The organism is Gluconacetobacter azotocaptans (genome assembly GCF_014174355.1).
In the GTDB taxonomy this organism is placed as follows: Bacteria; Pseudomonadota; Alphaproteobacteria; order Acetobacterales; family Acetobacteraceae; genus Gluconacetobacter; species Gluconacetobacter azotocaptans.
The window spans coordinates 25,885-39,393 of record NZ_JABEQF010000011.1; the positions used below are offsets into that span (position 1 = coordinate 25,885).

Consider the following 13,509-nt stretch of genomic DNA (forward strand, 5'->3'; position numbering starts at 1 on the left):
GAGTTATATAATGATTGACCTGCTGACCCTAGAAACTTCACATCATTATGGATCGGCATTGGCCGAACAGTATCGTTTCAGATACAGGCACTTTATTCTTAGGGAACGATGGGATGTTCCCAACTATAATGGCATGGAATACGATCAATTCGACACGCCCGCTGCGGCCTACCTGGTCTGGAGAGACACCGACGGGGCGGTGCGGGGAATGGTCCGGCTTCTCCCGACGACGCGCCCCTACATGACCGAGAGCCTGTGGCCGGAGTTGCTCCCGGATGCCGGAGCGCCTCGTAGCCCCTCCATTTGGGAAAACACCCGTTTCGGGGTGGACCGGGATCTCCCTCCAACCGTAAGGCAGCGGGTCACGGCCGAGTTGATTCTGGCGTCCATGGAATTTGCGCTCAACCGCGGTGTCCAGTCCTTCCTTCTTATCTCCCCGCGCGCGATATTGGCACGCACGCTGCCTCGAGCCGGCCTGTTCCCCGCGGTGCAAAAAAATACGACGCTCCCGTCTGGGCATGTCGTCTCATCCGCGTACGTCCACGTTACAGCAGAAGCCCTTGAGGCGGTCCGAAACAAAATTGGTGTGAGCTATGCAGTGCTACGCCATCATGGAAGCGAACGCCTCCGTGCCGCGTAATCTCCACCCTCGCCCCGTGCGACTATGCTGCTGGCGTGTCGAAAAGGCGCGGCAGATTGCGACGGCCCTGGGTTATCTTCACCGCGAAGCAAAAAGCGCTGGACTCTCCGACTTTGCGGTCGAGACGATCGCGCGGGCAGAAGAAGCCACCGCCGGCGAGCGGCACGATTCGTCCTGCGAGGCAGTCACAAACTAATATGCCTTTATGTCATCAGACCAGATTCTTGTTTTTAACAATAAAATAGGCGAATAATTAACGATATGATAAAATAATTACGTTCATCTACCTTCAAACAGTTGGTTAGAAAAGGAGAACGTAATGGGGCAGCTGTTTGATAATGTTTTCCCCAACGGTCACAAATATAGAGAGATACCGTGGGAAATAACAAACAATCCACTTGTCATTGTGGAGATAGTTGAAACCGCTCGACGGGTAATGCCAGAGGCCATCGATGTTATCGCCGGATTGGTACATCGTCTGGATAGTCGAGAGATTGCTCTGCAGCATATTTGTTCGCCAGGCCCGAACCAATCTCATCCCTAGAGTCTAAGCGCCGCCGCCTTCTTTCCTGAACTCCGGCGGTGGCGCAGCTCTGACGCTTGCACGCCAATCCGATCCTTCAGCACATCACGTTATCACCACCTGATAGACCGGCGCCGGACCGCCCTCGATCTCGGTGACCTGCTTTGCCTTGCCATAGGCACGGTCCAGGATCTCCTTTCCCGCCGACACCTGCACCTCATGCGATTCCCCGTTCAGGGCCAGCCATGCCAGGCGCTCGAGCACCTCCGGACCATACTGCCCGGCCATGGCCCGCACGTCGGCCGTCACTTTGTTCGGGACTCCCTTCGTCCGTCCGCCGGTCTTGCGTCCTTCAGCCATGATCTACTTTCGTCTACTTTCCCCGGGAAAACCCGCGTTTTTGGTCTATTTTTGGTCTATCCGTGCTGTTTGCTCGAAACTCGGAAGCCTGCCTTGAGCGCCGATCCGAACCGGCTGCCAATAGCCGGCTCCCAGACGTCACCCCTCTTCTACAATCCATATCGTCCATACCGCCCCATTGACCCGACTCGTCGCTTGCTGGCCCGATGTGTTCTCAAAGGAGGCGTCGGATGCTTTCTAGTCCGCCATTCCTCGGGAAATTCGGCAGAAATCCGCCAATTATGACGCAGGTTAGACACTGCATCAGTCCGAGTTAGACAATTCCCCCAGCCTTGACATGGCAGACTCGGCCAGCATTCGTGGCTCGACCACTTTGGTGTATCGACTGATCTCCACCAGCGTTTTGTTGCCCGTGATCGCCGCGATCTGGTGCGTCGAGCACCCGGCTTCGGCAAGCCTTCGGGCCGCCGCCTTTCGCAGACCCATGGCCGCGTGATTTGATCAAATCAGTCTCCGCCAATCCCGGCGTGGCTCAGTCTCCAATGGTAGATCACGTAAGAATGTGTCACCAGTTAGGCTGACGCAAAATCGGCGCGGAGCCGGCAGGGGTCGGCAGATGGATTTTGTCGGTCGTCTGCGGAGACCGGACCGGTATCAATGTGCCCCAATTGGTACGTCTCGCCATCTCTTCTTGCATGGCTGCCGGTATGATAGGTTTACCCTCGCGCACCTCCCAGCCTCCACCCAGAGCCTTATAAAGAGCGACCAGGTAAGTAGCGACAGAGGCCCTCGTATCCGCCAGCTTGTTTTGCGCTTGCAACAAAACGCGTTGAGAATCAATGACTCGCTGAAAACTATCAGAACCTTCACGATAACGAATCAATGCCAGGTCCACTGAGCGTTGAGCGGCGTCGACGGACCTCTGCGAACTTCTTGTACTGTCCTGTGCCTTAAGAAAACCGACAAGTGCGTCTTCTGCCTCCCGCGCCGCTCTGATTACGGTGTCCTGGTAGGTGACAATGGCGCGCTGAAAACGTGCATCCTGTGCACGAACGTCATTTGCGATACGGCCGTAGTTCAGAATCGACCATCTGAATCCTGGCCCTGCGGTAAAGAACAGGCTGTGAGGGGCGAAGAAGTTGGCCATATCACTGCTTTGCACCCCAACTTCCCCGAAGAGAAAGAATCTGGGATAGAGATCCGCCTTGGACACTCCGATACGCGCGCTCTCCGCGGCAGCGTTCAGTTCAGCGGCGCGGATATCCGGACGTCGTCGTAGCAGTTCCGCCGGTATGCCGATCGCCACTTTTGTGGACGCGATCGGGATTTGTTGGGGACCGTAAAGCAAGGAGTCGACGCCGCCCGGCGGCTTCCCGAGCAAGGCGCTCAGAGCATTTTTGGTCTGCTGGAGACTGGACTGGAACCGAGGAATGTCAGCAAGGGTGCTTTCCAGCAGGGTTCGTGCCTGATTGACGTCGAGTTCCGAGGTGGCGCCGTTACGGAAACGAGACAGCGCGATGTCCAGTCCCTCTCCTTGGACCCTAGCGTTTTCGACAGCTATACGAATGTACACCTCAAAGGTCCGCATGGCAGTGTAGGTGCGGGCCACTTCAGCAGTAAGTGAAACAAGAGCGTCATCATAGTCGGCTTCCGTTGCGAGCATGTGCGCGCTGGCGGCCTCGACGTTGCGTCGGAAGCGGCCCCAGAAATCCAGTTCCCAAGCAGCATCAAAACCCAGATTAAAATTTGCAAAGGAATGTCTGAGATTTTCCTGGTTGGCGAACTGAGAGCTGAGTAGGTTCTGCTGTGCAGTGCCGAAGCCCTCTTGCGTCTGCGGATATTGATATCCTATCGCGACGCCTAATTGCGCCCGGGCCTCCATGATTCTCAGACCGGCAATTTGTACCGGGAGGTTCTGTTCCGACGCGATCTGAACCAGCCGATCGAGCACCGGATCGTCGAACGCCCTCCACCAGTGACTCATGACCTCATTCGTGGCCATGACCCGTGGATCGTTGCCCTCGATCCATTGATCCTGAACTTTTGCCTTTGGCTGAACGAAGTCGGGGCCGACCGCGCATCCGCTCAATATCAGCACCATGGATATGGTTGGAGACCAACCCATGATCGCTAAAGATCTGTAGCGGAAAAAGCGCTGTGTGTTTCGATGATTGCCCATTGCCGCGCCTCGTTGTCCGTTGTTTGGCACTGACCTGCTCATCGGCTAAGCGGTCCTACTTCGTGACCGCAATTGATTTTCGGAAGAGCGCCAAGCTGTAAATGAAAAAAGCCAGCCCGACTACACTCACCATTGCAAATTGGGGCCAAACAGCGTCGAGCCCGCCACCGCGATAGATGATCTTCTGGGAAAAGCTGACAAAATGGCGCGAAGGCAGGAAGAAGGTCATGTACTGGAGCCAGACTGGCTGACTCTCAACGGGAGTCGATCCGCCGGAGAGGAGTTGCAGCATGACGTTCACAAAAATGATCAAGAGTGCAAACTGCGCCATCGAGCGTGAGATAGTGCCGAGGAATATGCCCAGCGCAGTGGCGAAAAAGAGGTAGAGCAAGACGCCGGAAAACCACAGTGACACCGACCCGGAAAATGGGGCGTGCAGCACTTTCATGACGATAAAATAGAGAGAGAGAGCGGTCGCGACGAGAATGACGCAACTGTTGGCCCATACCTTTGCCATTGCGATTTCGAAAGCGGTCAGCGGCATTACGAGCAAGTGCTCCAGAGTTCCATGTTCACGTTCGCGGATCACTGCGGCCCCCGTCAAAACGACCGTGAGCAGAGTGATTTGATTGATAATTCCGACGACGCTCGCAAACCACGAGGTCTCCCCGTTTGGGTTGAACAGCCTACGAATAATCAGATTTATGGACGGTTGCGCCGAATCATCAGTGCGTCTGAAAAAACTCGAAATGCGCTCATTAATGATATTCTTAATGTAGCCGCCGCCGATAGCGGCTTGCTGCATGGCGGTTGCGTCAATGTTCAGCTGGATGTCGGGATGGCGACCCGCGCGCAGATCGGCTTCGAACTGCGGCGGAATCACGACCACGAACATGAACCGGCCTTCATCCATTGCGGTTTCGACATCCGTCACGGCGATTGGCTCCGGCGTCTGGAAGCGGGGCAGATAGAAGGCTTCCGCCAGTTGCCTGGACAAAGCGGAATTGTCTTCGTCAGCGAAGGCGATCGACGCGTTATTGACCTCGCTGGACGAGCCAGTGGCCTGAGCGTAGATCGCGCCGGTAAACGAATAGACGACGAAAATGAGCATGACCAGGTCACTGCTGACGCTACGAAGTTCTTTAAGACCGAGCCAGAAAATATTGAGGAGCGAGGTCACCTCTATCTCTCCTGCTTGCTTAGAGCGAGGGCGCTCACGGTCCAAAGAACGGGAATGCTGCAAGCGAGGAACGTCAGGTCCGGCGCGAGGAGATTCGCGTGAAGTCCCTTGGTGAAGACGCCTTTGCTTGCGTGCATGTAGTAGGTGGTGGGCCAGATCGAACCCACGAATCTTGCCCGACCTGCAAGCGTTGAGACCGGCTGCAGAAAGCCGGAGAACTGGATGGTCGGTAAAAGCGTAACAATTGTCGTTACGAAGACGGCGGCAACCTGACTGCTCGTGAAGGTCGAAATGACCATGCCGATGCCCGTTGTCACGGTGACGTAAAGGAGCGTGCAGAGCGTCAGCATCAGGAAGCTGCCCTTTAGCGGGACGTCAAAAACCAGGAGCGCCATCGTCACGAGAACGAAATAGTTCATCATGCCGATCGCGATATAAGGCAGCTGCTTGCCTATCAGATATTCCAGCCGGCCTGTCGGCGTGACGTAGAAATTGATCATGGAACCGAGCTCCTTCTCGCGCACGATACTGACCGCCATAAGAATTGCCGGAAGGAGGATCAGCAGGATGGGGGGGATGCTCGGAACCATCGCGTAGACACTTTCAAACGTCGGATTATACATGTAGCGATCTTGAAAATTGGCGGTGTATTTTTGTGGCTTGATCCCAATCCCATTGTTGGGATCAAGCAGCATCGCGTCCTGGACACTTTGAACATATTGCGCGACCGTCTCGCCACGGAACGTATCGGCGCCGTCCACCTCTGCCAGAATTTCCGGTCTCGATCCCTTCCTGATATCGCGACCGAAATTCGGGGGTATCTCCAGGACCAGAGAGATTTTGTCCGACTGCATTCTTGAGAGTGCGTCTTCGACGGAGCGAACGTGTGCCTGCTGCGCGAAGTACCGCGGTGCGCCCGCGAATTGTTCCAGATAGGAGCGGCTCTCCAACGTCTGGTCGAGGTCGAAGGTCGCGTAGCGCACATGTTCCACGTCAGTCGTGATGCCAAATCCGAAGACAAGCATCAGCAAGGCTGAACCGACGAAGGCGAAGGCAAGCCGAACCGGATCGCGCAGGATCTGCATGGTTTCATTGATGGTGTAAGCCAGAAGTCGGCTAAGGCGCAGTGAAAGACCGGAACGCACTGCATGTTGCGAGGCGTCGGTGCCTGCGCGCAAGTCCGCGTCCTCCTTTGTCTGGCCATCGGTCGTGGTCTCTCCGATCGCGTCTTCCATGTAGCCGATGAAGGCTTCCTCCAGCGTGGCAGCGCCGCGCGCTTCGATCAACTTCTTCGGGACATCGGCGGCGAGCACCTTGCCGGCATGCATCAGCGAGATTCTGTCGCAGCGCATAGCTTCATTCATAAAATGAGTCGTTACGAAAATCGTAACGCCTTGGTTGCGCGAAAGGTCGATCAGCAACTCCCAGAAGTTGTCGCGCGCAACTGGATCGACCCCTGAGGTCGGTTCGTCCAGGATCAGCAGCGCTGGACCGTGCAACACCGCGACGGCCAGAGACAGGCGTTGACGCAGGCCCATCGGCAGGTCGCTGGCCAACGCGTCGAGATAGGGGCCAAGCCCGAATTTTTCGACAAGCTCCTTGATGCGTGTCTCCGCCTTGTTCGGCGGAATATGATAGAGGCGCGCATCAAGAACGAGGTTTTGGCGGACAGTGAGCTCACCATAGAGTGAGAAGGCCTGCGTCATGTAGCCGATGTTCTTGCGTACCTCGATGCTGCCGGCGTCGACAGGCTGACCGAATAGCTTCGCGCTTCCTTCGGTTGGCGGCAGCAGTCCCGTCAGCATTTTCATGGTGGTGGACTTGCCACACCCGTTTGAGCCAAGAAAACCGAAGATTTCTCCCCGCTCGATCGTCAGGGAGACGTGGTCGACGGCGACGAAGTTGCCGAAGCGGCACGTAAGCCCCTTTGCGTCGATGGCCACCTCGGATTTGCCGGTCGGGCGCGGTGGAATGGTCAGGTCGACGTGACCCGTGCGCTTTTCCTCCGGGAGCAGGGCGATGAAACACCTCTCGAGATCGGAGGTGCCGGTCCGTTCCATGAGCGCCGCGGGTGTTCCCGTCGCAAGAACCCGCCCGGCATCCATGGCGACGATCCAATCCCATTGTTGGGCCTCATCCATATAGGCGGTGGAGATAATGACGCTCATGCCGGGCCGACCGGAACGAATTTCCTCAATAAGCGCCCAGAACTGTCGACGCGAGAGTGGATCGACGCCGGTGGTCGGTTCATCAAGAATGAGGAGGTCGGGTTCGTGAACCAGGGCGCCGCAGAGGCCGACTTTCTGTTTCATGCCCCCCGACAATTTGCCTGCCGGACGGTCGGGAAAGGGCGAGAGCCCCGTTGCACGCAGCAGCTCCCTGATACGGGAAAGGCGCTCCCCGGCAGTCAGGCCGAAGAGCCGCGCCATGAAGTCGACGTTCTCCTGCACGCTCAATTCAAAGTAGAGATTTTTTCCCAAGCCCTGAGGCATATAGGCGATCCGGGGACAGGTCTCGCGACGATGCCTCGCGCCGGCAATGTCGCCACCCAGGACGATGACTTTCCCCTGCTGGATCTTTTTGGCGCCTGCGATCAGAGCCAGAAGCGTCGATTTTCCGACGCCGTCCGGCCCGATGACGCCGACCATACGCCCGCTTGGAATGTCGAGGGAGAGTCCGTCGAGGCCTATTGTCGTGCCGTAGCGGTGAGTGACGCCATGTATCGACGCCACCGCAGCACGATCGTCTATGGCCATAGACACATGAGACTCGGGAATTGGCATGGGTACGTTCTCTGGCGTGTTGGGACAGGCGTTTCGCTGGCGTGCCGGCTCATTGATGTTCTTCCTCCAGGCTGTGCAGGCCATGGAGTCACTTTGAGGCATGCTCCGCGTCCGGCGGTTCGGGGTTCGCCCTATTCCGCGCTTCGTCCTGGTTACAGGGCGTTTTGCATTGAAGTCGGCCAGGACGCGGCGTCATCCGCCTTCACGTAACCAACGCCTCGAACGCCGGTTTTAATGATATCTATGTAGGTCTCGACTGTCTTTTCGGGGACGCGAAGCTTCACGCGGAACATGAGTTTTTCTCGCTCACTCCGCGTCTCGACCTGTTTGGGCGTAAACTCCGCCTCCGGCGACACGAAACTGACATACCCTTTGATTGGGCGGTCGGGTCGGACGTCGAGAAGAATACGCGCCTCCGCTCCGATTTTTAGCCGTGCAGCCTGCTCGGCAGGAAGAAATATCTCCATGTAGACGTCATTCAGATTCACCAACGTCAGTGCCTTTCCGCCCGGCCCCAAAACCTCGCCGACTTCGACCAGTCGATAGAGCACCCGTCCCAGAATAGGAGACTTCAGGGTCGCATCGTCGATTCGGGTCTGGACCGTCGCCACTTTTGCCTCGGCGACCCTTACCTCCTGCCCAAGCGTGCGGAGCATGGCCTGGTTTTCCTGAAGGCCGGCTGAGGTTGTTTGTAGCGCCGCGTTACGGACATCGAGTTCGCGCTGCGAGCCAGCGCGTTCGGCGACGAGGGCGCTGCTGCGTCTGACCTCGATCTTGGCGAGTCTGATTTCACTTTCCGTTTTAACGATAGCAGCCTGTGCGACGGCCACTTTTTCCTGCGTGGCAGCGACGTTTAATTTCGCCTCTTCCAGCTCTGCCTGCAACGTGGCGGTATCCAGTAGAACCAGCACCTCTCCAGGTTTGACAAGATCCCCCTCATCAACACGGAGTTCCTGCACCCGGAGCGGCTCCTTGGCGACGACATCGACGAGCTTCGCCTCGATGCGCCCGTTACCTGATGCGATCCCCTGCGGCAGGGCGGATTGCAACTGCTGCCAATATTGGTAGCCGAAGTAGCTTACGCCCAGAACGACGGCCGCCAAGATCCACGCGATTGTTTTCTTTGACATCAGCGCCGTTCTCCCAGGAACGATCTTCTCGGCATGAGAGGCTGGATGCCGTAAGCCGTGTCGCCACATGTGCGACCGCACCGGACTTCGGCTTCGCGGTGTAAAGTTCATATCCGCCGGTAAGTTTCCAACGACCCGTCACAATCTTGCGTACATTATATCTGTGCGAGTCATGACGGCTTCGTGTTCCTGCCATGAGGTGTCCCGGTCGGGATTGCGTTTGGTTTCGGCTCTACCGCCACGGTAAGCTGCCCCGTCACCATCAGACTGAAATCCTCTCAGGAGGAGGAGAAAATGGGAAAATCCAGTTCGAAGAAGGAGTCGGCATCGGAAAACGCAAATGAGCCGATCGCCTCTCCTGGCACCGAGAAGCTGCGGCGGAAGGAATACGAACGGGAGTTGGAGCGGCTCCAAGTCGAACTCGTGCAGCTTCAGGATTGGGTCCGTCGTGAAAAGAAAAAGATTTGCATCGTCTTCGAAGGTCGCGACGGAGCTGGCAAAGGTGGCGTAATCAAAGCAATCACGGAGCGGGTGAGTCCGCGCACGTTCCGCGTTGTCGCGCTACCCGCGCCAACTGAACGAGAAAAATCCCAGATGTATGTGCAAAGGTATTTGCCACATTTTCCCGCTGCGTCGGAGATCGTTATTTTTGACCGCAGCTGGTATAATAGAGCGGGTGTCGAGCGCGTTATGGGTTTTTGCACCGAGAGGGAACTGGAGGTCTTTTTTTCCGGCGCGCCATGGGTCGAGAAGGCGATGGTCGATTCCGGGATTATTGTTCTGAAATACTGGCTTGAGGTCAGTCCGGAAGAACAAACCAGGCGTCTCGAGTCCCGAATTACCGATGGTCGCAAGCTCTGGAAGCTATCTGAAATGGACCTCAAATCCTATGCGCGTTGGGATGAGTATTCGCGAGCCCGAGATGACATGTTTCTAAAGACAGATACGTCCTGGGCACCTTGGTACGTCGCAAGATCCGACGACAAGAAGCGTGCGCGCCTCAATATAATCACCCACATGTTGGGAAAGATACCCTACGAAAAAATGCCTACCCGGGAGATAGAACTCCCAAAGCGTCGCGAGACGAGCGATTATGTGGCGGCTGATTACACATCCAAGGTGATTCCTCAACTGTTTTAGCCCCCAATATCGTTCACCTGGCCTGCAGTTTATGCCATTCTGGGGCTTCACGGGAGGGGTGCCAGAATGGCCCGAACGGTCATGGAATTGCCTTCGACCAGCGCAATCCATGTGGCGTAAAACGCAAGATGTCCCGTTTCCCAATTGGGGCTAAAGGACCTCGCGCCGCGTCCGGCGTGTCACAGAGCGATTTCAACGACCTCGGGGCCGGACGAAAACGTCCCATGGTCCTATGGTCGCTTTGACGCCAGCGGGATCGGGACGGATGACATGCCGAGCGTAAACCGGAGCCTTGCCGTGCTGCTCGGCGGATTGACGATCGGCCTGTGCGGCTGCGCCGGCCCCGGCGGTCCGGTGTTCGGCGACTGGTACGGCTACCTGCCCCTGCCCGCGCCACAGGCCCGGGTGGCCGTCGAACTGGTGCTGGACGGGCCGCCCACCGCCCGTCAGGGCGGGTTCCGCCTGCACATGCAGACGATGTGGATGGTCGGCGCAGCGGACAATGTGTCGGATTATCTGACCGGCACCTGGTCGGCGCACCCCGTGACGATCGACGGCGTGGCCTGCCGGCGCATCGACCTGTCGGGTCTGGACAGCAGTCGGCATCATGCGATGCTGGTCTCCCACTACATCGAACTTCCCAACGGCGTGCTTGTCCCCGCCACGGCCGACGGCCGGCCGGACCTTACCCCCGGCGGCCTCGATTATCGCCTGGCGCCGCGCCCGCGCGGCAGCTTCGGCTACGGCCGTGCCTGATCCGGCCCGGGGTCAATGCCGGTGGTCGTGCCGGTGCCGATCATGCCAGCCGCGCCCACCCTCGTCATGCCAGCCGCCGCGACTATGCCACCCCCGCCACATCCCGCGATCATCATACCAGCCGCGATGACCGCCGTAGCTGCCGGAGTACCAGCCCGGGTTCCAGCCGACGGGCCGGTAGTCGTAGTCGCCGTCGTATTCCTCGGCGCATCCGCTCGCCGCCAGCAGGGCCGTGACGACCACTGCATGCCGTAGAAACTGTCTGAAACGGTTTCCCGGACGCAGCATAGCACTCTCCCCCAGCATGGTGAACGCCGGCCGGTGCATCGGGTTCGCCTCCCGGCGGCGCGCACGCATGGCACATGCATTGACAGGCCGTTTGGCGCCATTCCATGATTTTAAAAATCATTCTCAACAAAAGAACCTGTACAGATGGTTCATTATAGTCAGGAACCATGACCACGATCGTTCGTTAGGGCAACGTCCATCTGTTATGACATCATAATCATAATCATTCATCTCATAACGCCGATGCCAGACCCGCTCGTTTCGTCCCCGTGACCTGATGGTGTGCCCATATGGAGGATACGGTCCAGATGCGTTGGGCCGTCGACGATTATATACTGATTGTCATTTTCCTTTTTATACGCGGCTGTCTGTGCGGCCCTAAAAATACGGAGCGCGGAAGTCAGATGCCAGTTATCGAATTGAAAAACAGCAGCAATGATGAGTCCGTTTCCCTTATGGAGTGCGACCTGTGTATCATTGGTTCGGGGCCCGCGGGAAGCACGATTGCCCGCGAACTGTCCAATACCGGTCTGAGCATTACTTTACTTGAGAGCGGCAATTTTGTGCGGAGCCCCGAGGCTGACATCCTGAACGAGGTCGAGAATGTCGGGCGTGCGCGTATCGTGGACCAGTGGGGCGTGCGTAACCGGATCGTGGGCGGGACCTCGCACACATGGACGGGCCGCTGCGGCCCCTTCGATGCCATAGATTTTGAAAAGCGTTCCTGGGTGCCGGCCTCCGGCTGGCCGCTCGACATCGGGCAACTCTCGCCCTATTTCGATCGAAGCGCGCCCTATCTCGGCCTCGCGACCGGTAGTGGATTCAGCGATGATCGGTTCTGGCATCTTGCGGGGCGCAAACAGCCCAGGTCGCGGCCCGACCCCACGATGCTGCTGCCGTTCTTCTGGCAATATAGCCGTGATGATACGAATCCTTTTGAATATATGCGGGTCGGCCGCCGCCTTGCCAGCCGGATTGGGCCGAACGTCACCCTTGTCACCGGCGCGACCGTGCTGCGTATCGACCCGGTCGAATCCGGTCGGGCGGTGCGGTCTGTCGCGTTCGCGTCGCCGGACGGGCGTGAGCGAACGCTGTTCACCCGGAACGTGGTCCTGTGCTGCGGCGGGATCGAGAGCGCCCGCCTGCTGCTGTTGTCCAATACGGTGACGCCCAACGGCCTTGGCAACGATCACGACCTCGTTGGTCGCTACCTCATGGACCACCCGCGTGGGTCCGTAGGCACGTTCGATGTGTCGGATTCGGAAACGCTTCGGAAGTGGATTGGGATTTACAAATTTCGTGGCAACCTGTTCCGCTCGGGCCTGCGACTGAGCCCGGAGGTCCAGAAAGCCGAAGGCCTGCTCAACTGTTCAGCGTGGCTTGGCGAGTCCGTCACGCCGGATGATCCGTGGAATGCCCTCAAGCGCATTCTCCGTGGCAAGCCGCAGTTTCCGGGGGATGCGTTGGCCATTGCCGCGAACGCGGGGCTGTTTGTCCGTGGCCTCAAGGATTATTTCATCGACCGCAATGGTCTGCCGCGCAAGCTGAACAGCCTGAACCTCGACTGCATGTGCGAGCAGCGGCCGGATCCCGACAGTCGCGTGACGCTGTCCGAGCGGCTGGACCGCTTTGGCCGCCGGCTGCCGCGCATCAACTGGCGGATTCATGAGGACGAACCGCGCACCATGCGGACGATGGCGGAAATCGTGGCGCGGCAGTTCGTCCAGATGGGGCTGCCCGCGTTGAAACTCGCCCCCTGGGTTCGCGATGGGGCAGGCTTTCCACCGGCCTTTGTGGATGTCGCGCACCCCACGGGCACAACCCGGATGTCGGATGACCGGACGAAAGGCGTCGTCGATGCACAGTGCCGTGTCCATGGCGTCGAGGGGCTGTACGTCGCCGGCAGTTCGGTCTTCCCGACAGTCGGTCATTGCAACCCGACGCAGATGATCGTGGCGCTGGCGCTTCGTCTTGCGGATCACCTGAAGGCCGGGGCGGAGAAAACCCTGACGCCAAGCGTGCTGGCGGGTTCCACAACAGAGGCGGCGTGACGACAGTCCCGGTGACGGATGCGACGGGCGACATGGGCCGCAGGATGAAAAACGATGCGCTATCTTTTATTGGCAATATTTCCCGCAACGGCCCTGGCAATGGCCCTCATGGCGGGCACGGCTTCGGTCATGGCACGGGACAGGGCCTCGCCGGTCCTGCTTTCGGCGCAGGCCGCGATCGACGGCGCCCCCGGCGCGCGGCTGGCCGGCTATCTTAATTTCTGCATTACCAACGCGCTTGCCGCACATGAGACCACGACGCCGTTGCTGGACAGCCTGATCCGGAAGACGGGCGCGGTGCCCAGGAACCATTCGGGGAATGTGGACTATGCTTACGGGACGGCGGGGGTGCTCCGTTCCGAAACCGCGAACGTCATGAGGTTCACGGATTTCGACATCCCGGAGCGGCGCGGCCTCTGTGACCGGGCCACGAGGAAAGCCGGCGCGACCTCCTGACGCAACGTCGCCCGGCGCGGTGC

The 13,509-nt window shown here is 58.3% G+C and carries 12 protein-coding genes; 6 read left to right on the forward strand and 6 right to left on the reverse strand.

Annotated features, from left to right (window positions below; translation table 11 throughout):
• Positions 1-10: 10 nt before the first annotated feature.
• Both HLH34_RS13640 and HLH34_RS13650 read left to right on the forward strand, forming a co-directional pair.
• Entirely contained in the window at positions 11-640 is a 630-nt protein-coding gene (locus HLH34_RS13640; protein WP_183120131.1) for an acyl-homoserine-lactone synthase, read from the forward strand.
• 319 nt (positions 641-959) lie between these two features.
• Positions 960-1,184: a hypothetical protein gene (locus HLH34_RS13650; protein ID WP_183120133.1), complete on the forward strand. Its 225-nt coding sequence runs from the start codon at positions 960-962 to the stop codon at positions 1,182-1,184.
• Between the two features lie 84 nt (positions 1,185-1,268).
• Here the strand turns inward: HLH34_RS13650 and HLH34_RS13655 are convergent, their stop codons facing one another.
• The 5 genes from HLH34_RS13655 to HLH34_RS13675 all read right to left on the reverse strand — a co-directional run bounded on the left by HLH34_RS13655 (position 1,269) and on the right by HLH34_RS13675 (position 8,795).
• On the reverse strand, positions 1,269-1,523 hold the full coding sequence (locus HLH34_RS13655) for a hypothetical protein (protein ID WP_183120134.1): 255 nt from the start codon (positions 1,521-1,523) through the stop codon (positions 1,269-1,271).
• Between the two features lie 565 nt (positions 1,524-2,088).
• Positions 2,089-3,744: an efflux transporter outer membrane subunit gene (locus HLH34_RS13660; protein WP_204737617.1), complete on the reverse strand. Its 1,656-nt coding sequence runs from the start codon at positions 3,742-3,744 to the stop codon at positions 2,089-2,091.
• A gap of 13 nt (positions 3,745-3,757) precedes the next feature.
• Positions 3,758-4,882 (reverse strand): ABC transporter permease, encoded by a 1,125-nt coding sequence (locus HLH34_RS13665; protein WP_183120135.1) that lies wholly within the window; start codon positions 4,880-4,882, stop codon positions 3,758-3,760.
• A gap of 2 nt (positions 4,883-4,884) precedes the next feature.
• Positions 4,885-7,665, reverse strand: coding sequence for a ribosome-associated ATPase/putative transporter RbbA (rbbA, locus tag HLH34_RS13670; RefSeq protein WP_244959953.1), 2,781 nt, complete (start codon positions 7,663-7,665; stop codon positions 4,885-4,887).
• A 152-nt stretch (positions 7,666-7,817) separates the two neighbouring features.
• Entirely contained in the window at positions 7,818-8,795 is a 978-nt protein-coding gene (locus HLH34_RS13675; protein WP_183120136.1) for an HlyD family secretion protein, read from the reverse strand.
• Positions 8,796-9,089: 294 nt separating this feature from the next.
• On the opposite strand from HLH34_RS13675, the gene ppk2 reads away from it, so the two are divergent.
• Both ppk2 and HLH34_RS13685 read left to right on the forward strand, forming a co-directional pair.
• Positions 9,090-9,935, forward strand: a complete 846-nt coding sequence (gene ppk2 / locus HLH34_RS13680) for a polyphosphate kinase 2 (RefSeq protein WP_183120137.1) — start codon at positions 9,090-9,092, stop codon at positions 9,933-9,935.
• A 270-nt stretch (positions 9,936-10,205) separates the two neighbouring features.
• Positions 10,206-10,691: a hypothetical protein gene (locus tag HLH34_RS13685; protein WP_183120138.1), complete on the forward strand. Its 486-nt coding sequence runs from the start codon at positions 10,206-10,208 to the stop codon at positions 10,689-10,691.
• Positions 10,692-10,703: 12 nt separating this feature from the next.
• Here HLH34_RS13685 and HLH34_RS13690 read toward each other — a convergent pair whose 3' ends face one another.
• Positions 10,704-11,048 (reverse strand): hypothetical protein, encoded by a 345-nt coding sequence (locus HLH34_RS13690; RefSeq protein ID WP_183120139.1) that lies wholly within the window; start codon positions 11,046-11,048, stop codon positions 10,704-10,706.
• Positions 11,049-11,383: 335 nt separating this feature from the next.
• On the opposite strand from HLH34_RS13690, the gene HLH34_RS13695 reads away from it, so the two are divergent.
• The gene (locus tag HLH34_RS13695) at positions 11,384-13,030 is read left to right on the forward strand and encodes a GMC oxidoreductase (RefSeq protein ID WP_183120140.1); all 1,647 of its coding nucleotides are present in this window, start codon (positions 11,384-11,386) and stop codon (positions 13,028-13,030) included.
• Between the two features lie 54 nt (positions 13,031-13,084).
• Positions 13,085-13,486 (forward strand): hypothetical protein, encoded by a 402-nt coding sequence (locus HLH34_RS13700; RefSeq protein ID WP_183120141.1) that lies wholly within the window; start codon positions 13,085-13,087, stop codon positions 13,484-13,486.
• Positions 13,487-13,509: the final 23 nt, after the last annotated feature.